Origin of the sequence: Aeromonas sp. QDB25, from assembly GCF_027707725.1 — a bacterium.
Taxonomy (GTDB): Bacteria; Pseudomonadota; Gammaproteobacteria; order Enterobacterales; family Aeromonadaceae; genus Aeromonas; species Aeromonas caviae.
This window is the reverse complement of the sequence record NZ_JAPCIZ010000020.1, coordinates 1-24,272: the sequence shown is the minus strand read 5'-3', so window position 1 is coordinate 24,272 and position 24,272 is coordinate 1. Positions and strand designations below refer to the sequence as shown.

Annotated in this window: 21 protein-coding genes; 14 read left to right on the top strand and 7 right to left on the bottom strand. The window is 64.4% G+C overall.

The genetic code is table 11. The features are described from left to right. Positions 1-3: 3 nt before the first annotated feature. From PG883_RS09350 to PG883_RS09335, 4 genes are all read left to right on the top strand, one after another. The gene (locus tag PG883_RS09350) at positions 4-600 is read left to right on the top strand and encodes a LysE family translocator (RefSeq protein ID WP_039039402.1); all 597 of its coding nucleotides are present in this window, start codon (positions 4-6) and stop codon (positions 598-600) included. Between the two features lie 102 nt (positions 601-702). Next, positions 703-1,293 carry a LysE family translocator gene (locus tag PG883_RS09345; protein WP_010672906.1) on the top strand — a complete coding sequence of 197 codons (591 nt, stop codon included), beginning with the start codon at positions 703-705 and terminating at the stop codon, positions 1,291-1,293. Between the two features lie 135 nt (positions 1,294-1,428). After that, positions 1,429-2,121: an aspartate/glutamate racemase family protein gene (locus tag PG883_RS09340; protein WP_041214542.1), complete on the top strand. Its 693-nt coding sequence runs from the start codon at positions 1,429-1,431 to the stop codon at positions 2,119-2,121. Positions 2,122-2,337: 216 nt separating this feature from the next. Continuing rightward, entirely contained in the window at positions 2,338-3,552 is a 1,215-nt protein-coding gene (locus PG883_RS09335; protein WP_182955109.1) for an aldose 1-epimerase family protein, read from the top strand. Positions 3,553-3,612: 60 nt separating this feature from the next. Here the strand turns inward: PG883_RS09335 and PG883_RS09330 are convergent, their stop codons facing one another. Then, positions 3,613-5,403: an AMP-dependent synthetase/ligase gene (locus PG883_RS09330; protein ID WP_270807143.1), complete on the bottom strand. Its 1,791-nt coding sequence runs from the start codon at positions 5,401-5,403 to the stop codon at positions 3,613-3,615. A 181-nt stretch (positions 5,404-5,584) separates the two neighbouring features. Between PG883_RS09330 and PG883_RS09325 the strand changes: the two genes are divergently transcribed. Next, positions 5,585-6,127 (top strand): hypothetical protein, encoded by a 543-nt coding sequence (locus tag PG883_RS09325; RefSeq protein WP_270807142.1) that lies wholly within the window; start codon positions 5,585-5,587, stop codon positions 6,125-6,127. Between the two features lie 72 nt (positions 6,128-6,199). Here the strand turns inward: PG883_RS09325 and rimI are convergent, their stop codons facing one another. Both rimI and PG883_RS09315 read right to left on the bottom strand, forming a co-directional pair. Next, entirely contained in the window at positions 6,200-6,649 is a 450-nt protein-coding gene (gene rimI, locus PG883_RS09320; RefSeq protein WP_103255305.1) for a ribosomal protein S18-alanine N-acetyltransferase, read from the bottom strand. 74 nt (positions 6,650-6,723) lie between these two features. Next, the gene (locus PG883_RS09315; protein ID WP_270807141.1) at positions 6,724-7,161 is read right to left on the bottom strand and encodes a hypothetical protein; all 438 of its coding nucleotides are present in this window, start codon (positions 7,159-7,161) and stop codon (positions 6,724-6,726) included. A 216-nt stretch (positions 7,162-7,377) separates the two neighbouring features. Here PG883_RS09315 and PG883_RS09310 point away from each other — a divergent pair, with 216 nt between their 5' ends. Next, entirely contained in the window at positions 7,378-8,991 is a 1,614-nt protein-coding gene (locus tag PG883_RS09310; protein WP_270807140.1) for an ATPase RavA domain-containing protein, read from the top strand. 95 nt (positions 8,992-9,086) lie between these two features. Beyond that, positions 9,087-10,541: an ATPase RavA stimulator ViaA gene (viaA, locus tag PG883_RS09305; protein WP_041214545.1), complete on the top strand. Its 1,455-nt coding sequence runs from the start codon at positions 9,087-9,089 to the stop codon at positions 10,539-10,541. A gap of 12 nt (positions 10,542-10,553) precedes the next feature. Here the strand turns inward: viaA and PG883_RS09300 are convergent, their stop codons facing one another. Continuing rightward, a complete protein-coding gene (locus tag PG883_RS09300) occupies positions 10,554-11,558 on the bottom strand; it encodes a sensor domain-containing diguanylate cyclase (RefSeq protein WP_049635922.1) in 1,005 nt (334 codons plus the stop codon). A 195-nt stretch (positions 11,559-11,753) separates the two neighbouring features. On the opposite strand from PG883_RS09300, the gene PG883_RS09295 reads away from it, so the two are divergent. From PG883_RS09295 to PG883_RS09280, 4 genes are all read left to right on the top strand, one after another. Beyond that, positions 11,754-13,616, top strand: a complete 1,863-nt coding sequence (locus PG883_RS09295) for a diguanylate cyclase (RefSeq protein WP_180907174.1) — start codon at positions 11,754-11,756, stop codon at positions 13,614-13,616. Between the two features lie 244 nt (positions 13,617-13,860). Then, positions 13,861-15,450, top strand: coding sequence for a peptide chain release factor 3 (gene prfC, locus PG883_RS09290; RefSeq protein WP_089503670.1), 1,590 nt, complete (start codon positions 13,861-13,863; stop codon positions 15,448-15,450). 168 nt (positions 15,451-15,618) lie between these two features. After that, on the top strand, positions 15,619-15,957 hold the full coding sequence (locus PG883_RS09285; protein ID WP_039039412.1) for a nuclear transport factor 2 family protein: 339 nt from the start codon (positions 15,619-15,621) through the stop codon (positions 15,955-15,957). Positions 15,958-16,060: 103 nt separating this feature from the next. Beyond that, positions 16,061-17,005 carry a bile acid:sodium symporter family protein gene (locus PG883_RS09280; protein ID WP_041211045.1) on the top strand — a complete coding sequence of 315 codons (945 nt, stop codon included), beginning with the start codon at positions 16,061-16,063 and terminating at the stop codon, positions 17,003-17,005. 56 nt (positions 17,006-17,061) lie between these two features. Here the strand turns inward: PG883_RS09280 and PG883_RS09275 are convergent, their stop codons facing one another. Together PG883_RS09275 and PG883_RS09270 are read right to left on the bottom strand one after the other, a co-directional pair. Further along, positions 17,062-17,973: a MarR family transcriptional regulator gene (locus PG883_RS09275; protein ID WP_270807139.1), complete on the bottom strand. Its 912-nt coding sequence runs from the start codon at positions 17,971-17,973 to the stop codon at positions 17,062-17,064. Between the two features lie 192 nt (positions 17,974-18,165). After that, positions 18,166-19,203, bottom strand: a complete 1,038-nt coding sequence (locus PG883_RS09270; protein ID WP_039039415.1) for an alkene reductase — start codon at positions 19,201-19,203, stop codon at positions 18,166-18,168. Between the two features lie 167 nt (positions 19,204-19,370). Between PG883_RS09270 and PG883_RS09265 the strand changes: the two genes are divergently transcribed. Further along, positions 19,371-19,937 carry a TetR/AcrR family transcriptional regulator gene (locus PG883_RS09265; protein WP_270807138.1) on the top strand — a complete coding sequence of 189 codons (567 nt, stop codon included), beginning with the start codon at positions 19,371-19,373 and terminating at the stop codon, positions 19,935-19,937. 150 nt (positions 19,938-20,087) lie between these two features. On the opposite strand, the gene PG883_RS09260 is transcribed toward PG883_RS09265, so the two are convergent. Beyond that, complete coding sequence (locus PG883_RS09260; protein WP_048206938.1) at positions 20,088-20,999, bottom strand: LysR family transcriptional regulator; 912 nt, start codon at positions 20,997-20,999, stop codon at positions 20,088-20,090. Between the two features lie 155 nt (positions 21,000-21,154). Between PG883_RS09260 and aguA the strand changes: the two genes are divergently transcribed. Both aguA and PG883_RS09250 read left to right on the top strand, forming a co-directional pair. Next, the gene (aguA, locus tag PG883_RS09255) at positions 21,155-22,252 is read left to right on the top strand and encodes an agmatine deiminase (protein ID WP_213320732.1); all 1,098 of its coding nucleotides are present in this window, start codon (positions 21,155-21,157) and stop codon (positions 22,250-22,252) included. A gap of 148 nt (positions 22,253-22,400) precedes the next feature. Further along, positions 22,401-24,104 (top strand): amidase, encoded by a 1,704-nt coding sequence (locus tag PG883_RS09250; protein WP_270807151.1) that lies wholly within the window; start codon positions 22,401-22,403, stop codon positions 24,102-24,104. Positions 24,105-24,272 lie beyond the last annotated feature (168 nt).

Below are 24,272 nucleotides of genomic sequence, written 5' to 3'. Positions count from 1 at the left end.
CCCATGACCATCGAATGGTATGCCACCCTGTTTGGCTTCGCCCTGCTCACCTGCGGCACGCCCGGGCCGAACAACCTGATGTTGACGGCGTCCGGCGCCAACTTCGGCGTGCGGCGCACCCTGCCCCATCTCATCGGGGTGGCGGTGGGCCAGCCTGTGCTGCAACTGGTGCTGGCGCTCGGCTTCTATCCGCTGTTCGAGCGCTGGCCCCTGCTCAAGCTGAGCCTGCAGGTGCTGGGCAGCCTTTACCTGCTGTGGCTGGCGTGGCGCATCGCGGTGGCAGGCGCCCCCGGAGATCCCGCCAGCCGTGCCCGCCCCTTGACCCTGCTTGAAGGGCTGGGCTTCCAGTTCCTCAATCCCAAGGCGTGGATGATGGGGATCTCGGCCATCAGTCTGTTCAGCCTGCCGGGGAGCGACTACTGGCCGAGCATGTGGGGCATCATGAGTGTCTTCCCCATGGCGGGGTTCCCGGTCTGCTTCGCCTGGGTGATGTTTGGCCATCAGCTCAGCCGCTGGATCAACTCGGACAAGGGGTGGCGTCGTCTCAACGGCAGCCTGGGTGCCTTGACCGCCCTGTGCGTGGTGATGCTCTGGTATTAACAGCGTCTTGATTATTCATGCAAAGAAAATGCATTGCTGACCTTGTCGTCAGGGCGTCGGCTCTGCATATTAGGAGGCTTGCCGTATCTGAACGAGGTTGAGATGGATCTGAACTGGTTGCTCCCCCTGGCGGGCTTTGCCCTTATCACCTGTGGCACGCCGGGCCCCAACAACATGCTGCTCACCAGTGCCGGGGCCGCCCAGGGGTTTCGCCGCTCCGTGCCTCTGCTGGTGGGGGTGGTGGGGGGCATCAACCTGATGATCCTGGCCACGGCCCTGGGGCTTGGGGTGGTGTTCGAGCGTCTGCCCCTGCTGCACGACGGCCTCAAGCTGGTGGGGTCGGCCTACCTGCTCTGGCTGGCCTGGAAGGTGGCCAACGCCAGTGGCCCGGCGGAGGGGAACCGGCCGCTCATCCCGGCCCATCAGGGGGCCATGCTGCAACTGCTCAATCCCAAGGCCTGGATGATGGCGCTCTCCGCCATCAGCGGCTTCACCCTGGCGGGGGAGGCTTACTGGCCGTCCGCAGGCTGGGTGCTCGGCATTTTCTTCGTGACCGGCCTCTATACCGGCGCCTTCTGGGTGCTGTTCGGTGCCCAGGTGCGCCGCCTCATCCGCACCGCCACCGGCTGGCGTCGTTTCAATCTGGGCATGGGGCTCGCCACGGCGGCCTGCGTGCTGATGATCTGGGTTTAGGCCTCGGCCTGAGCCTTTACCGGCTGTCTTGTTGGCCCTTCGGGGCCTTTTTTATTGCCGGGGCGGTGCGATCAAACGCGCCCCCTGAGGGATTGCAGCATTGGTTTGCACCATCGGGTTACATAAGGAGATCCCATGAAATGTATCGGTCTGCTGGGTGGCATGAGCTGGGAGTCCACCGTCAGCTATTACCAGGCCCTCAACCGGGGGGTACGCGAGCGGCTCGGCGGTCTGCACTCGGCGCGGGTGCTGCTGAGCAGCGTGGATTTTGCCGGGATAGAGCGGTTGCAGCACGCCGGTGACTGGCCCGCCACCGCCCGTCTGCTGGCGGCCGAGGCCAGGGCCATCCAGGCCGGTGGCGCCGATTTTCTGCTGATCGGGACCAACACCATGCACAAGGTGGCGCCGGAGATCGAGGCCGCCATCGACATTCCCCTGCTCCACATCGCCGATGCCACGGCCCATCGCCTCCAGGCCGACGGGGTGACCCGGGTGGGTTTGCTCGGCACCCGCTTCACCATGGAGCAGGATTTCTACAAGGGGCGGCTCCAGGAGCGCTTCGGGCTGGAGGTGCTGGTGCCTGATGACGCTGCACGGGAGCGGGTGCACCGCATCATCTATGACGAGCTCTGCCTTGGCGATATTCGCGAGTCGTCTCAGGCCGAGTATCTGGCCATCATCGCCGATCTGGCACAGGCCGGTGCCCAGGCGGTGATCCTGGGTTGCACCGAAATCGCCCTGCTGGTGGGGGCGTGCCAGGCCGCCGTGCCTCTCTATGACACCACCGCCATCCACGCCGAAGCCGCGGTGACGTTGGCCCTTGCCTGATGTGGTGCGGGGGCGCCCCTCTCGGCGCCCCGCCTGTTTTTTCCTCCTTTCATAACTGTGAGTCAGCCTTCATTTCAGCAAGGCTGAAGCCGTTTTTATTGTCAATCGGCTCACATTTCCTCTTTTTGTCTCTTGAGTCCGGGGCGTCAGACGCCTAGTTTTCGATCACTGAAACGATTCAGCTTTCACAAAAACAAGAGACACGAGGATAAATCCATGTTGAAGAAACTCTCCATTGCCGTGCTGCTCGCCCTGGGCGCCACCGCGGGTCACGCCGCCGAATTTCTGCTGACCGACTCCCAGCAAGGGCTGGATGTGGGGGACTGGAAGATCACCAGCGAGAAGCTCGGCATCAAGATCCCGGTTCCCTTCACCATCGAGAAGAAACGCCTGCACGGCGGCCGCCAGGAAGGGGTGGATCTGCTCATCGTCGACAACGGCGTCATGAAGATCACCCTGGTGCCGACCCGCGGCATGGGGATCAAGGAGGTCAAGGCGGCGGATCTGCGCCTCGGCTGGGATTCACCGGTCAAGGAGGTGGTCAACCCCGCCTTCATCGATCTCGAGAGTCGTGGCGGCCTCGGCTGGCTCGACGGCTTCAACGAGATGCTGGTGCGCTGCGGCTACGAGTGGACGGGTCATCCCGGAGTGGATGACGACGGCCGCCTCAAGAGCCTGCATGGCCGGGTGCAGAACATCCCCGCCTCCGTGGTCAGCGTGACCGTGGACGACGAGCCGCCCTATGCCATCCACGTGCTGGGCCGGGTGGACGAGCGCACCTTCAAGATGAGCGAACTGGTCACCTGGACCCAGCTGAGCGTGGTGCCCGGTCAGGCGGAATTTGCCCTGCAGGACAAGCTGACCAACCACGCGGACTACGAGAACGAGTACCAGATCATCTATCACGGCAACTTCGGGGCCCCCATTCTGGAGGAGGGATCCAGGGTGAGCACGCCGGTGAAGCAGATCTCCCCGTTCAATGACTACGCCAAGGCCGGACTCAAGGGTTGGCAAACCTATCTGGGGCCCACCAAGGGCTTCGACGAGATGGTGTTCAACCTGGTGCCCTACAGCGACGCCGACGGCAATACCCTGGCAGTGCTGAACAACCGGGCCGGCAACGCCGGAGTGGCGGTGGGCTACAACACCCGACAGCTGCCGGTGCTGACCCTGTGGAAGAACACCGACACCCGGGCCCAGGGCTATGTGACCGGCATCGAACCCGGTACCAGCTATGCCTACAGCACCAAGTACCAGCGCCCGCTCGGGCTGGTCCCCAAGATCCAGCCGGGGGAGACCAAGACCTTCGATCTGACCTATCGCCTGCTGCAAAATGCCGACGAGGTGAAGCAGGCCCTGGCCCAGGTGGAGAAGATCCAGGGCGGTCGGGCCACCGAGCTGCGCGAGCAACCCCTGGTCAAGCTGCCATAAGGGAGAGACGCCCAGCAAAAAGCCGCTCCATGAGCGGCTTTTTCATATCAGGCCCGTCGATCAGACGTGGCTGTACATGGCTTCTATCTCGCGCTGGTACTTGGCCTCGATGATCTTGCGGCGCAGCTTCATGGTGGGGGTGATCTCCCCGAGCTCCATGGAGAAGGCGCTCGGCAGCAGGGTGAACTTCTTCACCTGCTCGAACTTGGCCAGCTCTTTTTGCAGATCGGCGATGCGGGCTTCGAAGAACTCCATTACCCGGGAGTGGCGCAGCAGCTCGGTCTTGCACTGGTACTGCAGGTTGATGGAGCGGGCGTACTCTTCCAGGGACTCGAAGCAGGGCACGATGAGCGCCGACACGAAGTGGCGGGCATCGGCGACGATGGCAATCTGCTCGATGAAGCGATCCTTGCCGAGGGTCCCCTCCACCAGTTGCGGCGCCACGTACTTGCCGTTGGAGGTCTTCATCAGCTCCTTCAAGCGCTCGGTGAAGTAGATGTTGCCCTCGTCATCCAGCTCGCCTGCATCGCCGGTGCGCAGGAAGCCATCCTCGGTCATCACCTCGGCGGTGGCCTCCGGTTTGTTGTAGTAGCCACGCATCACGGTGGGGGCGCGCACCAGCAGTTCATTGTTCTCGCCGAGTTTCACCTCGATGCCGTTTAGCGCCGTGCCGATGGAGCCCAGCCTGAACTGGGTGTCTTCATAGCAGCAGACGGTGGCGGTGGTCTCGGTCATGCCGTAGCCGTACTTGAGGTTGAGCCCCATGGCCTGGAAGAAGAGATTCACCTCGTCCGAGAGACGGGCGCCCGCCACCGGCAGAAAGCGGGTGCGACCGCCGAAACGGGCGCGCAGCTTGCGAAACACCAGGCGCTCGGCAAGCCAGAGCTGGCCATAGAGCAGGGGAGAGGCGGACTTGCCCGCCTGACGGGTGGCGACCATCTGCTTGCCCACCCGGGTGGCCCAGCCGAACAGGGCGCGGCGCAGGCGCGGCGCTTGGGCGACCTTGGCCTGGATCATGGCGTAGGCCTTCTCGTAGAGGCGGGGCACGGCGCACATCACGGTGGGCTTCACCTCGCCGATGACATCCATCACCTTCTGCGGGTCGCGAATGTAGACGTTCTCGGCGCCGCAATAGAGCACGTAGTAGCTCCAGGCACGCTCGAACACATGGCTCAGCGGCAGCATGCAGAGGGAGACATCCTGCTCGCTGAGGTCGAGGCGAGCGTCATGCATCTCGAAGCAGGCGGCCATGTTGGCGAAATCGAGCATGACCCCCTTGGGTTCGCCCGTGGTGCCCGAGGTGTAGATGAGGGTCAGCAGGTCGTCCATGCGGTAGTGGCGCTCGCGCTCGCGCAGCACCTGCTCGCTGGGTTGGTGGTTGCCGGAGACGAGGAAGGTCTGGAAGTGGCTGGCCGAGGCGCAGCCGCGCAGATCGACGGTGCCGTCCAGGGCGACGATGTGGCTTATCTCGCCGCTGTCGATGAGGTGCAGCGCCTGATCGAACTGGGGCTGCTCCCCCACGAACAGCATCCTGATGCCGGCATCCTTGACGATGTAGCGCAGCTGATCGAGGGTGCTGGTGGGGTAGATGGGCACGCTGACGCCGCGGGCGGCCAGGATGCCGAGGTCGGCCTGGGTCCACTCGGGCATGTTGCGGGCATAGATGCCGACCATCTCGCCGGACTGGTGGCCCGCCCGGATCAGGCCTTGGGCGCAATAATCCATGGCCTGACCCAGGGTTCGCCAGCCGATGGCGCGCCACTGGCCATCCTGCTGGACGCGCAGGGCGGCCTTGTTGCCAAGGCGGGCAATACGCTTACGCATCACTCTAACCAGATGAAACTGCGACATCTCACGCATCCTCAAGTAACAGTTGTGCGCCCGCAGGGGCACCAAAATCGGGGCTGGAGTTTAAACTCTAACATTACAGCTTACAAGTGTGCGCCATTTGTCCTGGATCACAAAGTCGTCAACCAGATGAGAGTGAGGCATGATAGGGGGCAGGGATCGGATTCATTCAGGGAGTTGCACCATGAATATCGGGATCAAGAGCCTGTTCACCGGCGTGTTGCTGCTGTTGGCGGGGGCTGGCGCCCTCTGGTATTTGCTGGGGGGCGCGGGGGAGCAGGATAATCCCTGGCTGAGTGGCGCCGAGGGCTATGAGCAGGCGCAGCGGCTGGCGCTGAGGGAAGGATACCCCTTGCTCTACGTGATCGAGCGCGCCAAGTGCCGACGCTGCAAGGCGCTGAATACCAGGCTGTGGCGTGCCCCCGAGATGCAATCCGCCCTGGCGGGGCTGGTGAAGGTGCGACTCAACCCGGATGCGGGGGATGGCAGCGAGCACATTCTGCGCCGCTTCCCCCAGGTTGCGACGGCCCCTGGCATCTATGTCCAGCGACCGGGTGAGCCGCTTCGCCCCATCAAGATCGCGGTGGATATCGAACGGATCTGGATGCCCGGCGTCACCTATGGTCGCGGCTTCTTCATGCCCCTCTCGGGAGCCGCCTTCGAGGCCGTGCTGAGGGTGACCCTGAGCCTGGAAGACCCCTCCATCGACAACGCGCCCCTGCCCTGAGGGGGGAAGCGAAGCGGGGGAGTCTGGGAGGTCAGAGGGGGGCGTCCGCTGACGGCGGTCTGCTGCGGGTTGTCAGCCGAAGTCGAACAGACGGGACATCAGCACGGCATCCTCCCTCTCCTGCCCGGTGCCATAGTAGTCGGCGCGGCGGCAATACTCGGCAAACCCCTCGCTCTCGTAGAGGTTGATGGCGGTGCGGTTGCCGGCCCTGACCTCCAGGAACCAGGCCTCGGCCTTGCCGGCCTTGCTGCGGGCCAGGTACTCCCTGAGCAGCGCCCGCCCCAGCCCCTTGCCCTGAAAATCGGGATGCACGCAGAGATTCATCAGGGAGCTGTCTCCCGCCACCAGATCCGAGATGTAGAAACCGGCCGGTCGTCCGTCCACCAGCATCAGGCCGTTGAGATAGCGCGGCCCGAAGCAGGAGAGCAGGTTGGCCTGGCTCCAGGGCTCCTGGTGGGCGGCCTGCTCGATGGGGTAGATGGCTTCGAAGTCCGATTCGAGCAGGGGGCGAAAGTGGGGCAAGAGGTCAGACATGGTCACTCCGGACGGGATTCAGGCTTGCGATGGACACCATGGCCGTGCCATGGTCGTGAGCATCAAGGGGTGTGGCGCTGCCGGCACTGCTGCCAGAGGGCGCGCTTGTGCGCCCCATCGGGCTTGAGCGGGCAGACCAGGGCATCGGGCCAGCGAGGGTCCGGCGCCGTCAGCCAGAGCAGGGGCGAAGTGGCCCCTGCTGGCAGGGAAGGCATCTCGGACAACAGGGAGACCTCGTCCGTGCCAAGGCCGAGCCAGCGGCAGATGTCCCCGAGCAGGGAGGGCGCGGGCAGCGTCTCGGCCAGCAGCCAGAGCTTGCCGGTCGGCAGAGGGGCAGTCTCCTGCGGGGCCAGCACCTCGTCGGCGGGCGTGTTTGCCGGCTGTGCGGCGCCGTCGGGGCTGGTGCTTCCCGCCAGGAGTCGGCCTCTTTGTTGCCAGAGGGGGATGCCCATGCGGGCCAGGATGCGCTGGCGCAGCGGGTCCAGCAGGGGATCTTGCATGGCGAAGGCTCACTCTTGATCTGCGTTGGGGTAAATAATGATGCGCAGAGTACACTCTCGCGGGATTTGCTGCACCCCGGACGTGCGCTTTTCGCCCTGTGGCGATGGCAAACGAGCGCCTCCCCGGGGGCAGAGATGACAGACAATGAGAGTGGGGCGGGGCCAGAGGCCGGACCCCGTCACCACGGATGACCTATCAGCTTCGGAACTGTGCCTATGCCGCCTTTAGCCCAGAATACTGTTCGTGCCACCCCCATTCATGAGCGCCTGCCACGGCTCCTTTCCGCCCTTGGCGAGGGACTGTATGAGCGCCAGGATGCCCTGCGGCTCGGCCTGTTGGCGGCCCTGAGTGGCGAGAGCGTCTTTCTGCTGGGCCCCCCGGGCATCGCCAAGAGCCTGATCGCGCGGCGCCTCAAGCTGGCGTTTCAGGATGCCCGCCATTTCGAATACCTGATGACCCGTTTCAGTACGCCGGAGGAGGTATTCGGCCCCCTCTCCATCCAGGCGCTCAAGGAGGATGGCAAGTACCTGCGGTTGACCAGCGGCTACCTGCCGGAGGCCGAGGTGGTCTTCCTCGACGAGATCTGGAAGGCGGGCCCCGCCATCCTCAACACCCTGCTCACCGCCATCAACGAGCGGCAGTTTCGCAACGGCGACAGCCAGCACCCCATTCCCATGCGGCTGCTGGTCACCGCCTCGAACGAGCTGCCTGCCCCGGACAGCGGGCTGGAGGCGCTCTACGACCGCATGCTGGTGCGGGTCTGGATGGACAGGGTGCAGGAGAAATCCAACTTCCAGGCCATGCTGGCGAGCGATGGCCAATCCCATCAGAACCTGACCCCGGCGGTGCAGATTCGGGGGGAGGAGTACGACGCCTGGCAGGATGCCATCGAGCAGGTGCGCCTGCCGGACGCCTGTTTCGAACTCATCTACCAGCTGCGCCAGCAGCTCGACAGCCAGCTCGGGCACGGCTGCTATGTCTCGGATCGGCGCTGGAAGAAGGCGGTGCGGCTCATCAAGGCGAGCGCCTTCTTCAATGGCCGCGACGAGGTGGCGCCCCTGGATCTGCTGCTGTTCAAGGATTGCCTCTGGCACGACGAGGCTTCCCGCACCGCGCTGCTGGAGATGATCGGCGAGTTTTCCCGCCTCTACGGCTACCAGCAACTGGCGCTGACCCGGGAGCTGCTCTCCCTGCGCGAGCAGTTCAAGCAGTTGCAGGGGGCGGTCGCCTTGCGCATCGGCTGCAAGGCGGTCAAGCGCAAGCAGTGGTTCAGCCGTCGCGCCCGCGGCACCGAACTGCCGCTGGCCAACGCCAGGCTGTTCGGCAAGCTGGTGCACTTCCAGCTGCTCACCCCGGCGCCCCTGGATGGCAGCGATCCCGAGCGCCTCACCGCCACCCTCACCTTTGATCGCACCCTGCTCTCTCACTGGCACCCCACCGGGGAGGCGCTGGTGGGTTGGCCCCTCGGCAACCCCAAGGAGGGGCACTACGAGCTGGTGCTGGACGAGCAGTTGCGGCTGCACGTGCTGGATATCCAGCGCCAGCCCGTGCCCCTGATGCTGGTGGAGCGCACCCCCATCCCCGAGGTGGTGATGGCCCCCTGGCTGTCGGCCCTGGACGACCTGACGGGCCAGGTGAACCGGGTGCTGCAAAACCTCAAGGGCCAGCGCAACCTGTTCGACCGTCACCAGCCCCATCTGTTCGTGGGGGACCACTGGCTGCGTCAGGTGGAGGACAGCTTCTTCGTGCTGAGCCGGGACCTGGAGCGGCTGGGGGCCGAGCTGCAGCAGTGGCGGGATCGTCTGCCTCTTCTCGATGCACAGGGGTGACGTCGCGCCTGACGTGGGATTGGTGAAATAAACAGGATGAAAAACATGTTTAGTCAGCATGATATTCCATCACATCTCAACGCCCGGGGTGGCCCATGCTAGAGATCGGCATGATGGACCTGGGGCTGCTCATGGGGGAGGGGGAGCTGGCGGGGGAGATGGCGCTGCTGCTTGCCTCCACCCCCAAGATCTCCGAGTTCCTCAAGCGCTCGCCCCTGCAGGGGAAGCTGCTCAGAAAGCGCATCCAGACCTGGAGCGAACAGCTTGGGGAGGAGATGCGCCACAAGCCGGTGCCGGTGGCCCTCGAGCGGGAATACCTGCTCTATCAGGCCCACCGGCAACTGCCCCTGCCGGAGTTGGTGGGGCGCCTGCCCGCCCTGCTGGAAGCCCTTGAGCAGCACAGCCCTTTTGCGGGGGATGCCCGCAGCCTGGTGCGCCAGATAGTGGCCCAGCCCACCGAGGGGTTGCGCCAGCTCTTCATCGAGAAGTGGCGTGCCAGCCTGGTGGGCAGCCTGTTGCAGTTGCAGCAGCAGATAGCGGAGGCGGAGCGGGAGAAGCAGCGCCAGGAGATAGAGGATCAACTGCTGGCCAACCGGACCCTGGCCGATGCCCTGGATCCGCACCAGATCTCCGCCGGGGGGCTCTGGGATCTGGCCCAGGGGAGCTGGCACAAGCGCAGCCTGGCGCTGGTGAAGCAGTACGCCCGCATGTTGCAGCAGGAGCCTCTGCTCGCGGAGATTGCCGCCCTGCTTGGGCGCAGCGAGCGGGAGCGGCGCAGCGAGGACAGGACGCTGCCGCCGGTGCCTGTGCACGAGCTGGAGGAGGTGCAAAGTGACGATGTGCCCGACGATCTGGTGGGGGTGCACCCGGCCAGCGATCTGATGCGCCTCCTGCCGAGCGAGGCGGTGATGCTGGCGCTGCCGGAGCTGGAGCTGGAGTTCTATCGCCGTTATCTGGAGCGGCGCCTGCTGAGCTACCAGTCGCGGGGCACCCTGCCGCGCCAGCGTCTGATGCTGCGCTCCCCCGAGCAGGGAGGGCAGGAGGTGCAGCCGCGGGGCCCCTTCATCGTCTGCGTCGATACGTCAGGTTCCATGGGGGGCTATCCGGAGGAGTGCGCCAAGGCGCTGTTTCTCGCCCTGCTCAAGGGGGCGATGGAGGAGAAGCGGGGCTGCTATCTGATGCTCTTCTCCACCGAGGTGGCGACCCTGGAGATCACCGCCGACACCGGGCTTGAGAAGGCGGAGCGCTTTCTCTCCATGAGTTTTCACGGGGGGACCGATCTGGTGCCCTGCCTAGAGCAGGCCCTGACCCAGCTCGAACAACCCGCCTTTGCCAAGGCCGACGTGCTGGTGATCTCCGACTTCATCGCCCAGAACCTGCCCCACGCCCTGCTCGAGCGGATGAACCGGCGACGGGCGCAGCAGACACGCTTCCATGCGGTCGCCATGTCCCGTCACGCCAAGGCGGCCATTTTGCGGGTGTTCGACAACAGCTGGCTGCTCGATTGCGGCCTGCGTGGACGCCTGCTGCGGCGCTGGCAGCGCCATTGAGGGCGCTCAGGCTCAGAGCGTGGGCCTGTGGTAGAGGCCCCGTTCGTTGACCTGCTCCTGATCCAGCAGCGGCTGACCGCTTGGCTGGGCAATGTAAAAACCCCGCTTGCCGCTGCGCTTGACCCTGTACATGGCCTGATCCGCCCGGGCCAGCGCTGCGCCGAAATCGTCCTGGGGCCGGATGGCCGCAATCCCCATGCTCAGTCCCACCGAGGCGTCCCCGTTGGGCAGCTCGAAGGGGGTGGCGATGGCATCGATGCACTGGCGGGCGAGGTGGCTGGTGCGGGGATCGTCGCACGCCCAGGGCAGCAGCAGCACGAACTCGTCCCCGCCGATGCGCCCCAGCCGTACCTCCTCGGCGCAGCAGTGGCGAAGGCGCTGGGCAAGGGAGACCAGCAGTTCGTCACCTGCCCGGTGGCCCAGGTTGTCGTTCACCAGCTTGAAGTCATCGAGATCGATGAAACAGATGGCCTGGTACTCCCCGGGAAAGTGGCGGTGCAGCGCGGTGCGGTTGAACAGGCCGGTGAGGGGATCCCGGTGGGCAAGCTGGGCGAGCTGCTGCTCGTACTCCTTCTCGTGGGTGATGTCGATGTGGGTGCCCATCACCCGGACGGGGTTGCCCTGATCATCCCGCTCCACCACCCGGCCCCGGTCCAGCACCCAGGTGGTCTTGCCATCTTTGCCGATCATGCGGTGCATCGCCTGATAAAACGGGCTCTTGCCCTCCAGATGATCGAAGAAGGCCTGCAGCACCTGCTCCCTGTCCTCCGGGTGCAGGTGGGCGCGCCAGACGTCGAAGTGGGCCGACAGCTCCTTGGGCTGGTAACCGAGCATGGAGCCCCAGCGCCGGTTGAAGATGATGAGTTTGCCGGTGGGCACATGGTTCTGCCAGATGCACAGGCCGGTGCCGTCCATGGCTGCGTCCAGCTTCTCCCGCGCGTCATCCGCGATGCGTTTGAGACGCTCGTTCTCCAGCAACAACCTGTCGTAAGCCTCCCTCAGCTCCTCGTAGGTCATTCCTCATCCCTTCCCCTGTTCGAAAGCATATATAGTCGATGCACTCTCTCCTTCTGTAAAGAAGGGGATAGGGGAGGCTCTCGTTCGATATGAGGAGTTTTCTCACCCTCTGGCGGCTGTGCGCCCAGAGTCTGTGGGGATATGATGACAGCGGTGAGCGCGGCGTCCGGCCAGTGAAGAGGAGAAAATGTCCGCATGAAGATCCTGATGGGAGGTGGTCTGTTGCTGGGGGTTGCCCTGGCCCAGACGACGCCACTGGCTGGGTACGAGTTGCAACTGGCGTTGCAGCAGCTGGAAGAGTCGACGATGCCGGTGCAGGTGTTTCGCGAGCGCGTCGCCGCCCTGACTGCCGGACAGGCACACTATCCGCCCGAGGTGCAGGGCCGCCTTGCCCGGCTGCAGTGCTGGGCCCAGCCGAGTGAACGGGACGAGGAGTTTCGCCGCGCGGTGGCGTTTGCCGAGCAGGGGCTGGCGCAGGCCCGTGCCCGCAAGGACAGGGTCACCGAGGTGGGGTTGCTCGCCTGCCGCGGGTATCACCGGCAACTGCTCGGCAACATGGCCGGGGCCGGGGAGGATTACGACGCCGCCCTGACCCTGGCTCGCCGGCTCGGGGATGAGCGCCAGCGTGCCGACATCCTGAGCCTGCGGGGGGAGATGTACTCCTACCAGGGGGAGCTGGCGGAGGGGCTGATGGATCTCATCGATGCCCACCAGCGCTACGAGGCGCTCGGGCTGGAGGCCAAGGGGCGCGAGGTGCTCGCCAATATTGCCAATGCCTATCGCAGGATGGGGCTCTATGAGCGGGCCGAGAGCTACTTCAACGAGCTGGAACACGACTATCGGCAGCTCGGGGACGAGGAGTACCTGGTGGACATTCACAGCCAGCAGGGGCTCCTCTACATCGACACCGAAGAGTACGACAAGGCGCTGCCCCTGATGGCCGAAGCGGAGCGTTACTATCTGGGGTCAAACCAGGAAGGGGTCCTGGCCTGGAGCCGGATCGAGCTGGCCACCATCCTGCAGAAACAGGGCAAGCCGGACCAGGCCATGACCAAGCTCGATCAGGCGGCAGCCTCCCTTCATCAGGGGGAGGGGGCGGACAGCGTCACCCTGGGCCACTGGCACCTCGTCATGGCCGACGTCCTCGAGGCCCTGAACCAACCCGGCGAGGCGCTGCGGCACCTGGACGAGGCCGAGCCCATCTTTACCCGGGAGCAGAACCTGCGCTTCCTCGCCCGGGTGCATGAGACACGGGCCCGGGTGCTGGAGCGTCAGGGGCATATCCAGTCGGCCCTCACCAGCCTCAAGACCTATGTCGAGACCCGCCAGGCCCTCGAGCTCAGATTGCGGGAACAGCGCTCCTTGCAGATGCGTTTCGAGTTCGATCTCGCCCGCAAGGAGCTGGAAAACCAGACCCTCAGGTCCCAGCAGCAGTTGCAGGCGGAGAAACTCAAGCAGTTGCAGGAGCGGCGCTACTGGCAATACCTGGTGGTGGCCCTGCTGCTGGTGGTGATGGGTACCCTGGTGGTGCATCAGCGCGGGCGCACCCGCAAGATGCAGCGCCTCGCCATGACGGACGAACTGACCGGCATCCACAACCGGCGCCAGATCCAGGCCAAGGGGTGCAAATGGTTCACCCAGGCCCGGGAGGAGGGCAACCCCCTGTGCGTGCTGCTGCTGGATGTGGATCACTTCAAGAAGGTGAACGACCAGCTGGGCCACCACGTGGGTGACAGGGTGCTCACCGCCGTGGCCCAGTGCATCGAGGAGCAGTTGCGCAGCCTCGACAGGGTGGGGCGCAACGGCGGCGAGGAGTTTCTGGTGCTGCTGCCGGATACCCTCCTGAACGAGGCCGTCGAGGTGGCGGAGCGGATCCGCCAGGCCGTCGCCCGTCTCGAGATTGAGGGGGTGCCTGCGGATCACCCCATCCGCATCAGTATCGGCTGCGCCCAGTACAAACCCGAGGATGACAACCTGGGCGAGCTGGTGCGCCGGGCCGACGAGGCCATGTACGAGGCCAAGCTGGCGGGGCGCAACCGGGTGATGACGGCCCGGTGAGGCCGACCCCGGGCCCCCGTGATAGCGGGCTGGGTATTTTTCACTCGCGCGGGTATAATGCCGCGCAATTTTGCTTTGATCCGGGGCCAGACCCATGTAATGCAACGCGCTTCTCCTGTCTCCACCGGCGGTCACTGACCCGCCCGCGTGGTGTCGTTGTCTGCATGGGCGCCCTGATTCCAAGGTGCTGTCCCGCATTTTTCCCACGGTGGCTCCAGGCCGCCGCTCAATAGAAGAACGTCGAATTATGTCAGCTGAATTTCTGAGTGAAGTCTCCAAGAGACGCACTTTTGCGATCATCTCGCACCCGGATGCGGGTAAAACCACCATCACCGAAAAGGTCCTGCTGTTCGGACAGGCCATTCAGCGCGCCGGTACCGTCAAGGGCCGTGGCTCGGGCCAGCACGCCAAATCCGACTGGATGGAGATGGAGAAGCAGCGCGGTATCTCCATCACCACTTCCGTGATGCAGTTCCCCTACGCCGACTGCCTGGTCAACCTACTCGACACCCCGGGTCACGAGGACTTCTCCGAAGATACCTACCGTACCCTCACGGCGGTCGACTGCTGCCTGATGGTCATCGACGCCGCCAAGGGTGTGGAAGACCGGACCCGCAAGCTGATGGAAGTGACCCGGCTGCGCGACACCCCCATCCTCACCTTCATGAACAAGCTGGACCGCGAAGTGCGCGACCCGATGGAGGTCATGGACGAGGTGGAGCGCGAGCTCAACATCATGTGCGCCCCCATCACCTGGCCTATCGGCTGTGGCAAATCCTTCAAGGGTGTCTATCACCTCTACAAGGACGAGACCTACCTGTATCAGAGCGGTCAGGGCCACACCATCCAGGAGAAGCGGGTGGTCAAGGGGTTGAACAACCCCGAGCTGGATGCCGCCATCGGCGACGATCTGGCTGCCCAGCTGCGTGGCGAGCTGGAGCTGGTGCAGGGCGCCTCTCCCGAGTTCGATCACGATGCCTTCATCGCCGGCGAGATGACCCCGGTCTTCTTCGGGACCGCCCTCGGCAACTTCGGTGTCGACCACATGCTGGACGGCCTGACCGACTGGGCGCCAGCCCCCATGCCGCGCAAGGCCGAGAGCCGCGAAGTGGTGGCGACCGAGGAGAAGTTCTCCGGTTTCGTGTTCAAGATCCAGGCGAACATGGACCCGAAACACCGCGACCGTATCGCCTTTATGCGTATCGTGTCAGGCACTTACTCCAAGGGCATGAAGATGCGTCACGTGCGCATCGGCAAGGACGTGAACATCTCCGACGCCGTCACCTTCATGGCCGGTGACCGTGAACAGGCGGTCGAGGCCTGTGCCGGCGACATCATCGGTCTGCACAACCACGGCACCATCCAGATCGGCGACACCTTCACCCAGGGTGAAGATCTCAAGTTCACCGGCATCCCGAACTTCGCGCCGGAACTGTTCCGCCGCATCCGCCTGCGTGACCCCCTCAAGCAGAAGCAGCTGCTCAAGGGGCTGGTGCAGCTCTCCGAAGAGGGGGCGGTGCAGGTGTTCCGTCCGCTCATCAGCAACGATCTCATCGTCGGTGCGGTCGGTGTGCTGCAGTTCGACGTGGTGGTTTCTCGTCTGAAGAGCGAGTACAACGTCGAGGCCATCTACGAGGCGGTCAACGTCGCCACCGCCCGCTGGGTGGAAGGGACCGACGTCAAGAAGTTCGAGGAGTTCAAGCGCAAAAACGAGGTCAACCTGGCCCTCGATGGTGGTGACAACCTCACCTACATCGCCCCGACCATGGTCAACCTGCGCCTGGCCCAGGAGCGTCACCCGGACGTTCACTTCCGCCAGACCCGCGAACACTGATCACCCCGCCCGCACCCAGCGGGTGGCTGATGACCAGAGAGACCCCGCTTCGGCGGGGTTTTTTGTTATGGGGCGTTTCATTGGAAGGGGCGTAGATCCCCATTCGGGGCTTGATGTCTGAATAAAAATCCAGGATAAGTGATTTTAATTTCGCCCATGGAGAGAGACATGTCCGTCACCCAACCCGTAGAGGCGCAGTTTGCCGCCTACAATGCCCACGATCTCGACGCCTTCGTGGCCTGCTTTGCCCCGGATTTCAAAGGCTATCGCATGCCGACTGAGACGCCGAGCACAGTCGGCAAGGGGGCGCTGCGGGCCTTCTATGCACAGCACAGATTCAACAACCCGCTGCTCAAGGCCGAGCTGCTGTCACGCACCGTCTTGGGCAACAAGGTGTTCGATCACGAGCTGATCCACGGCCTCTCCCCCGAGCCCATCGAGAGCGTGGCGGTGTTCGAGGTGAAGGAGGGTCTTATCCAGACCGCCTGGTTCTATTTCCCTTCCTGAGCGCCGCTACACGGGCCTGCCGGCGACAAAGCTGGTATAAGAGAAAGTTCCCTGCGGGCATCCTCCGGTCTGCCCGCGTCTGGACAATAACAAGGAGTACATCATGCTTGGACGCATCACCCACCTCTTCCCGCTTTGGGCCCTGCTGTTTTCCCTGCTGGCCTACTGGCAGCCTGAGCCCTTCGTCGGCCTCAAGGGCCAGATAGTGCCGCTGCTGACCATCATCATGCTGGCCATGGGGCTGACCCTCAAACCCCAGAACTTCCTCGACGTGGTGCGCAACAAGAAGGCCATCGGCCTCGGGCTGGTATTGCAGTTCAGCGTGATGCCGCTGGCCGCTCTGCTGGTCAGCCTGTTGCTGGGCTTTGATGCCGAGTTGACCGTGGGCATGGTGCTGGTGGGCAGCGTTGCCGGTGGCACCTCTTCCAACGTGATGTGCTATCTGGCCAAGGGCGATGTGGCTCTCTCCATCACCATGACAGCTCTCTCCACCCTGCTCGGGGTGCTCGTCACCCCCCTGCTGGTGCAGCTGCTGGCTGGCAAGAGCGTCGACGTGCCGGTGCTGGACATGCTGCTGAGCCTGGTGAAGATAGTGCTGATCCCCGTGGTGTTCGGGGTGGTTGCCAATGTTTTCCTCCACTCCCTGACTGCACGTATCGAGCCCGTGCTGCCGCTCGTCTCCATGGCCGCCATCGTCATGATCATCGCCATCGTGGTCGCCCTCAACGCAGGGCAGTTCGCCAGCATCGGCCCCATCGTGGCGCTGGCGGTGATCCTGCACAACGGCATCGGCATTGCGGCGGGCTACTGGGTCAGTCGCTGGCTGGGCTTTGAGGAGCGGATCTGCCGCACCGTGGCCTTCGAAGTGGGGTTGCAGAATTCTGGCCTCGCCACGGCGCTGGCCATGAAATTCTTCACTCCCGCCTCGGCCATGGCTGGCACCCTCTTCTCGGTCTGGCACAACCTGTCCGGCTCTCTGCTGGCCGGGGTCTGGGCCAAGCGGCCGCTTTCCCGGCCTGCTGGGACCCTGGAGCAGCGCGCTGGCTGATCAGGGGGCGAAAGATGAAACAACAAGGGGCCATGGGCCCCTTGTTGTTGTTTGAGCTAGTCGAGCGCCAGCACCATGCAGATCTCGCAGGCATCGTGGCCCGTGCAGCCAAGGGGCCCCGGCAGGTGTTCGAAGCCCAGGGATTCATAGAGGGCGGTGGCTTCCCGCAGCACGGCGGTGGTCTCCAGATAGCAGCGCTGGTAACCCAGGGCGCGAGCCTCGGCCAGCGCCTGCAACACCAGCCGCCGTCCCAGGCCCAGCCCCCGCAGGGGGGGCAGGAAGTACATCTTCTGCAGCTCGCACACATCCGGTGCCCCCGCCAGCGGCGCTATGCCGCCCCCGCCGAGAATGGCGCCGTCCGGTCCCTCAATCACCCAGTAGCGGCTGCGCTCCCCCTGATAGGTCTCGTGGAGAAAATCGAGGTTGGGATCCGCCACCCCGTACCCCTTGTCGGCGGTGAGGCCGTATTCGGCGGAGACGGTGCGCACCACGGCGGCGATCCGGGGATTGTCGGCCGGGGTGATGGGGCGGATGACGAACCCCTGTTGGCGGCGGGCGCGGGAGAGGGCGCTGCGATAGAGCCGCATCCCCTCCCAGATCTGCTCGCACTCGGCGGGGGAGAGCTGGGCCAGGGCCCCCGCCATGGTCTCGTCCATCTGCCGGTGCAGCTCCTCAAGCTGTGCCTTGCCCGGCTCGGTGAGGCTCGCCTCCTTGCTGCGCCCGTCAGAGGGGTGGGGTTGCCAGGCGATCAGCTCCCGCTCGGCGAGGCGGGCCAGGGGGCGGCTGGCGTTGGATTTGTCGATGCGAAGGCGCTCGGCAAGCTGCTGGTTGGTGGCGGGACCGTTCTCCAGCTCGATGAGCAGGTGGGCCTCCAGTGGGCTCAGGGCCAGCGAGCCGCACTGCTGGGAGAGCATGCCGAGTTCGCGTACCAGTTCCCTCGACAGGGCGCGCAGGGGGCGGGGATCCATGGGGTTGTCTCCTTGTGATGGTATTTGGTTGTTGTGCGCAACCAATACCATCTTTTGGTTGTTGGTGACAACCATTTGCGTGAAAAAGGGCGAAAGGCAGGCAGAAAAAAGGGCCCGGGAGAGGGCCCAAACATTGGAAACCCGCGCGGGGGCGCGGATCCCATCCTTGGTCAGGCAAGGCGCCGGCGAGGGTTAGACCAGCTCGGCCAGCATGGTGTCGGCATAGGGGGTCAGCGCCTCTCCCTGCTTCACCTTGGCGAGGTAGTCCGGGTTGGCGATGAGGGGGCGACCGATGGCGACGAGGTCGAAGCGGTCCGCCTCAATGGCCTCGAGCGCGGTCTCTGCGCTGTAGTTGCCCACTCCCACCAGGTGGCCGTCGTAGCGGGCACGCAGGTAGTCGGAGGCGCGGCCGTCCAGGTAGTCGAAGGTGAGGCTGTCATCGAAGATACCCAGGTGCAGATAGGCCAGAGTACGCTGGTTCAGCTCGGCCAGCAGGTGGTCGAACACGGCGCGATCCCGGGCATCCCCTTCCAGGTGCACATAGGCGCCGGGGGAGAGACGAAGGCCGGTGCGATCCCCGCCGATGCGGGCGGCGATGGCATCCACCACCTCGAGGGCGAAGCGGCTCATGTTCTCGGGGCTGCCGCCGTAGTTGTCGGTGCGCAGGTTGCTGGCGTGGTGCAGGAACTGATCGATGAGGTAGCCGTTGGCACCGTGGATCTCCACCCCGTCAAAGCCCGCCTCGATGGCGTTGGCGGCGGCCTGGGCGTAATCTTCGACCAGCTGGGCGATTTCGCTCCCGGTCAGGGCGCGGGGCACCTGATAGACCAGCTCGCGCATGCGCGGCACCGTGCCCTCATGGGCGACGGCGGAGGGGGCCAGCACTTCGGCGTGGTGGAAGAAGGGGTGGGAGAGACGGCCCACGTGCCACAGCTGGGCGAAGATCTTGCCGCCGTTGGCATGCACGGCGCTGGTCACTTTCTTCCAGCCGGCGATCTGTTCGGCGCTGTAGAGCCCCGGGGTATTGGGGTAGCCCTGCCCGTCCGGACGGATGATGGTGGCTTCGGAGATGATGAGGCCGATGTCGGCGCGGCGGCCGTAGTAGGCGGCCATCTGTTCGGTGGGCACCAGACCCGGGCCCGCCATGCAGCGGGTGAGGGGGGCCATCATGAAACGGTTCGCGAGGGTGAGGGTGTCGTTGAGGCGATAGGGCTGAAACAGGGTATTCATGATCGTCTGTCCTGAGGGAGTGATTCTTGAACGGGCATTCAAGACGTTTTTTGGTTTGTGTGCAAGTATTTTTTGAGCAAGCATTCAACATGGATTGACGGGGGAGGCTGGGGTAAACTTGCCGCCCTGTTTTTTCCGTCCCGCGGGACCTTGCCACCGGAGACCCCATGCGCAGCGCCGAATACGATCGGGATGCCGTCTTGCGAAACGCCATGGAAGCCTTTCGCGCCAAAGGCTATGCCAAGACCACCATGCAGGAGCTGGTGGCCGCAACCGGCCTGCACCCGGGCAGCCTCTATGCCGCCTTTGGCAACAAGCGCGGCCTGCTGCTGGCGGCGGTCGATCACTATGTGGCAGAGAAGGGGGCCCTGCGCCGCCGCTGCCTGGCACAGCCCAGCCCGCTGGCGGGGCTGCACGCCTACCTCGAGCAGGTGGTGGACGATGCCCTGCAGGGCTCCTGCCTGCTGACCCGCACCCTGATGGAGCTGGCGGAGCAGGACGAGGAGCTGCACCTTCGCTTCAAGGCCATCTACGGCGAGCTGGAACAGGATCTGGCCGGGCAGCTGGCCCTGGCAAAGGCGCAGGGAGAGCTGGCAAAAGAGGGGGACATCCCCACCCTGACCGCCTTCTTGCAGGTCCATATCCAGGGACTGGTCACCTTCGCCCAGTGTCACCCCGACCGCCCTCTGCTGACCGGTGTCGTTGCCCGGATGATGCGCGCCCTGCGGGCGTGATGGCGAGGATGGAAACAACAAAGGCTCCCGCGGGAGCCTTTGTTGTTGCTGGGAACTCCCCTCGCAGCAGGGGGTTTGCCCCCTTCTCCCGCTCATTTACAAAAGAATGGGAGAAGGGTTGGGGATGAGGGGGCTGCCAGCCGCAGCCGCTTAGCCCGGATTCACCAGATCCTTCATCAACGCCTTCAACCAGATCAACGCCGGTTGCTGGGCGTGGACCGGATGCCAGACGCAGTTGAGGTGATAATCCGGCACGTCGTCGGGCAGGGGCAGGCTTTTCAGCGGCCAGTGGCTGGCGAGCAGCTCGGCCACCATGCTGGGCAGCACCAGCAGGTGATCGCTCTGGCTCACGATGGCGGCGGCGGACATATAGCTCTGGCTGTTGACCGAGATGGTGCGGCTGTGGCCCAGGCTCTGCAAATAGCGGTCGAGGCTCGCCTCCGAGGTGCCGAGCGGTGAGTGGAACACATGGGGCATCTCGATTAGCTGGTCGAGGGTGATGCGCTCCTCCTCCAGCTCCAGGGTGGCGCGCACCAGCCCGGCCAGGGGTTCGGTGAGCCAGGTCTCCTTGCCCAGATACCCCGGCACCTGCATGTACTCGTCAAACCCAAGCACGAGATCTATCTCGCCGCTCGCCAGCTCGGCTTCCGGCAGGGTATCGCGCAGGATGCGGATTTCGATGGTGACGCCCGGCGCCAGCTTTCTGAGGCGCTGGATAAGGGGCGGGATCAGCACGCACTCCACGTAATCCGTGGTGCAGAGCACGAAGCGGCGCTTCGACTGACGCGGCGCGAACTCGTCCTCCTCCCAGAGTTGCTGCTCCAGCAGCCGCAGCGCCTGCTGCACCCCCAGATGCAGGCGCTGGGCCCGGGGAGTCGGCAACATCCCCTGGGGCGTGCGCACCAGCAGCGGGTCGCCGAGAAAGGCCCGCAACCGGCCGAGGGAGTGGCTCATGGCGGGCTGGCTGATAAAGAGCGATTCGGCGGCGCGGGTCACGCTCCCTTGCGTCATCAGAGCGTCAAAGGCGAGCAGCAGATTGAGGTCGAGCTGGTGCAGTTTCATGGGGGGATTATTCGCCGTGTTTATGGGACAATTAATCCTATTCATTTGATGGATGGGCGCGCAACTTCTTACACTGCGACCCACTCTTATTTTTCCGGGTTCCCGCGCCGCATCGGGCGTAAAGGGGGGCCTCAATCCATGCAAGGAGCCTTGCGATGAGCATCAAGACCATGAATTCCACGCCGGCCGCCGACGGCTTCACCATGCCCGCCGAGTGGGCTCACCAGCAGGCCGTCTGGATGATCTGGCCGTTCCGCCCGGACAACTGGCGGGAAGCCGGTCGCTTCGCCCAGGCCACCTTCGCCAAGGTGGCGGATGCCATCGGTGGCGCGACGCCGGTCTTTATGGGGGTGCCGGCCCAGTTTATGGAGCAGGCCCGTGGCATCATGCCCGCCCACGTTACCCTGGTGGAAATGGCCAGCGATGACTGCTGGGCCCGCGACACTGGCCCCACCATCGTCACCAACGCCGCAGGCGAGTGCCGTGGGGTGGACTGGGGCTTCAACGCCTGGGGCGGTCACAAGGGGGGTCTCTACTACCCGTGGAACCAGGATGAAGAGGTCGCTGCCCGGATGCTGGAGCAGCACGGCATGGATCGTTACGACGCGCCGCTCATTCTGGAAGGGGGCTCCATCCATGTGGATGGCGAAGGCACCTGCCTGACTACCGCCGAGTGCCTGCTCAACGAAAACCGCAACCCGCACCTGACCAAAGCGCAGATCGAAGCGCACTTGCGCGACTATCTGGGTGTGAAGAGCGTTATCTGGCTGGACGAAGGGGTCTACATGGACGAGACCGACGGCCACATCGACAACATGTGCTGCTTCGTGCGCCCGGGTGAAGTGGCCCTGCACTGGACTGACGATGAGACAGATCCCCAGTACGCCCGCTCCCTGGCTGCCCTCCAGGTGCTGGAAGCGGCGGTGGACGCCAAGGGTCGCAAGCTGAAAGTGTGGAAGCTGCCCCAGCCGGGCCCGCTCTACTGCACCCAGGAAGAGTCCGCCGGCGTCGAGAGCGGCAGCGGTGTGCCGCGCGAGGCAGAGGGCCGTCTGGCGGGTTCCTACGTGAACTTCCTCATCACCAACGATCGCATCGTCTACCCGCTGCTGGATGCCGCCACCGACGGCGAAGCCCAGCGCATTCTGGAAGAGATCTTCCCGGAGCATAAGGTCGTCGGCGTGCCGGCCCGCGAGATCCTGCTGGGCGGTGGCAATATCCACTGCATTACTCAGCAAATTCCTTCTGGCAAGTAAGAACCTGTTCCAAGCCAGCCAAGGTTGGTATTCAAAACCCCACTCAGTGGGGTTTTATCCCTTGATGATGTGATGGTCGCAGGCGCCGATGCGGCGATCATCATGACAAACAGTCACCCTTTTACAGGAGATCCCCATGATCGCCAAAATGGTAGATGTCACCGAGGTTTCCATTGCCGAGCTGCGTGCCGCGCTCGAATCAGGCCGCACCACCGCGGTCGAACTGGTCAAGGCCTATCTGGCCCGGATCGAGGCCTACAACGGCCCCGAGACTGCCACCAAACTCAACGCAGTGGTGGTCGCCAATCCCGATGCGCTGAAAGAGGCCGAGGCTTCCGATGCCCGCCGCGCCCGTGGCGAAACCCTGAGCCCGCTCGACGGCATCCCCTACACCGCCAAAGACAGCTATCTGGTCAAGGGGCTGACTGCCGCCTCCGGCAGCCCGGCCTTCAAGGATCTGGTGGCCCAGCGCGATGCCTTTACCGTTGAGCGCCTGCGCGCCGCCGGTGCCATCTGCCTTGGCAAAACCAATATGCCGCCGATGGCCAATGGCGGCATGCAGCGCGGCGTCTATGGCCGTGCCGAGAGCCCCTACAACGCCGACTACCTGACCGCGCCGTTTGCCTCCGGCTCCTCCAACGGGGCCGGTACCGCCACCGCCGCCAGCTTCTCCGCCTTTGGTCTGGCGGAAGAGACCTGGTCGAGTGGCCGTGGCCCGGCTTCCAACAACGGTCTGTGCGCCTACACCCCGTCCCGTGGCGTCATCTCGGTGCGCGGCAACTGGCCCCTGACCCCGACCATGGACGTCGTCGTGCCCTACGCCCGCACCATGGCCGATCTCTTGGAAGTGCTGGATGTGGTAGTGGCTGACGATGCCGATACCCGTGGTGATCTGTGGCGCATGCAGCCCTGGGTGCAACTGCCCAAGGCCTCCGAAGTGCGTCCGGCGTCCTATCTGGAGCTGGCTGACAAGGCCGATACCCTCAAGGGCAAGCGCCTCGGCGTGCCGCGCATGTTTATCAACAAGGATGAACTGGCGGGCACCAGCGACAACCCCGGCATCGGCGGCCCGACCGGTCAGCGCATCCATACCCGCGAGACCGTGATTGCGCTGTGGGAACAGGCGCGCAAGGCGCTGGAAGCCGCGGGCGCGGAAGTCATCGAAGTGGACTTCCCGCTGGTCTCCAACTGCGAAGGGGACCGACCCGGCGCGCCGACCGTGTTCAATCGCGGCATCGTGAGCCCGGAGTTTCTCAACGACGAGCTGTGGGAGCTATCCGGCTGGGCGTTCGACGACTTCTTGCGTGCCAACGGCGATCCCAAGTTGAACAAACTTGAAGATGTCGATGGGCCGAAGATCTTCCCCCACGATCCGGGCACCTTGCCGAACCGCGAAGGGGATCTGGCGGCGGGCATGGACGAGTACGTCAAGATGGCCAAGCGCGGCCTCAAGCGTTTCGATGAGATAGCCTCTGTGCCGGACGGCCTGCGCGGTCTGGAGCAGACCCGCAAGCTGGATCTGGAGGACTGGATGGACGGGCTCAAGCTCGACGCCGTGCTGTTCCCGACCGTCGCCGACGTCGCCCCGGCTGATGCGGATGTGAACCCGGCCTCCGCCGATATCGCCTGGAGCAACGGCATCTGGGTTGCCAACGGCAACCTCGCCATTCGCCACCTCGGCGTGCCGACCGTCACTGTCCCCATGGGCATCATGGCCGATATCGGTATGCCGGTGGGCCTGACCTTCGCCGGTCGCGCCTATGACGACAACAACCTGCTGCGCTTTGCTTCGGCTTTCGAGTCCACCGGCAGCAAGCGAATGGTGCCGCCGCGCACGCCGCCGTTGGGGTGATAGGTTTTGGGATTAATATCCCATGTTAATTTGGTGATAAAAAAACCACCTGCGTAATGAAGTGAACCCCGAAAGTTGGACACCCAACGAGTAGGGGTTCTTCGTTTCTATGGGAAAGCAAAAATACTCGACCGACTTCAAACGTCAGGTCGTTCTTCACTATCTCAG

Coding starts and splice junctions, on each gene's coding strand:
- PG883_RS09350 (WP_039039402.1), top strand. CDS start 4: ATGACCATCGAATGGTATGCCACCCTGTTTGGCTTCGCCCTGCTCACC.
- PG883_RS09345 (WP_010672906.1), top strand. CDS start 703: ATGGATCTGAACTGGTTGCTCCCCCTGGCGGGCTTTGCCCTTATCACC.
- PG883_RS09340 (WP_041214542.1), top strand. CDS start 1,429: ATGAAATGTATCGGTCTGCTGGGTGGCATGAGCTGGGAGTCCACCGTC.
- PG883_RS09335 (WP_182955109.1), top strand. CDS start 2,338: ATGTTGAAGAAACTCTCCATTGCCGTGCTGCTCGCCCTGGGCGCCACC.
- PG883_RS09330 (WP_270807143.1), bottom strand. CDS start 5,403: ATGTCGCAGTTTCATCTGGTTAGAGTGATGCGTAAGCGTATTGCCCGC.
- PG883_RS09325 (WP_270807142.1), top strand. CDS start 5,585: ATGAATATCGGGATCAAGAGCCTGTTCACCGGCGTGTTGCTGCTGTTG.
- PG883_RS09315 (WP_270807141.1), bottom strand. CDS start 7,161: ATGCAAGATCCCCTGCTGGACCCGCTGCGCCAGCGCATCCTGGCCCGC.
- PG883_RS09310 (WP_270807140.1), top strand. CDS start 7,378: ATGCCGCCTTTAGCCCAGAATACTGTTCGTGCCACCCCCATTCATGAG.
- viaA (WP_041214545.1), top strand. CDS start 9,087: ATGCTAGAGATCGGCATGATGGACCTGGGGCTGCTCATGGGGGAGGGG.
- PG883_RS09300 (WP_049635922.1), bottom strand. CDS start 11,558: ATGACCTACGAGGAGCTGAGGGAGGCTTACGACAGGTTGTTGCTGGAG.
- PG883_RS09295 (WP_180907174.1), top strand. CDS start 11,754: ATGAAGATCCTGATGGGAGGTGGTCTGTTGCTGGGGGTTGCCCTGGCC.
- PG883_RS09285 (WP_039039412.1), top strand. CDS start 15,619: ATGTCCGTCACCCAACCCGTAGAGGCGCAGTTTGCCGCCTACAATGCC.
- PG883_RS09280 (WP_041211045.1), top strand. CDS start 16,061: ATGCTTGGACGCATCACCCACCTCTTCCCGCTTTGGGCCCTGCTGTTT.
- PG883_RS09275 (WP_270807139.1), bottom strand. CDS start 17,973: ATGGATCCCCGCCCCCTGCGCGCCCTGTCGAGGGAACTGGTACGCGAA.
- PG883_RS09270 (WP_039039415.1), bottom strand. CDS start 19,203: ATGAATACCCTGTTTCAGCCCTATCGCCTCAACGACACCCTCACCCTC.
- PG883_RS09265 (WP_270807138.1), top strand. CDS start 19,371: ATGCGCAGCGCCGAATACGATCGGGATGCCGTCTTGCGAAACGCCATG.
- PG883_RS09260 (WP_048206938.1), bottom strand. CDS start 20,999: ATGAAACTGCACCAGCTCGACCTCAATCTGCTGCTCGCCTTTGACGCT.
- aguA (WP_213320732.1), top strand. CDS start 21,155: ATGAGCATCAAGACCATGAATTCCACGCCGGCCGCCGACGGCTTCACC.
- PG883_RS09250 (WP_270807151.1), top strand. CDS start 22,401: ATGGTAGATGTCACCGAGGTTTCCATTGCCGAGCTGCGTGCCGCGCTC.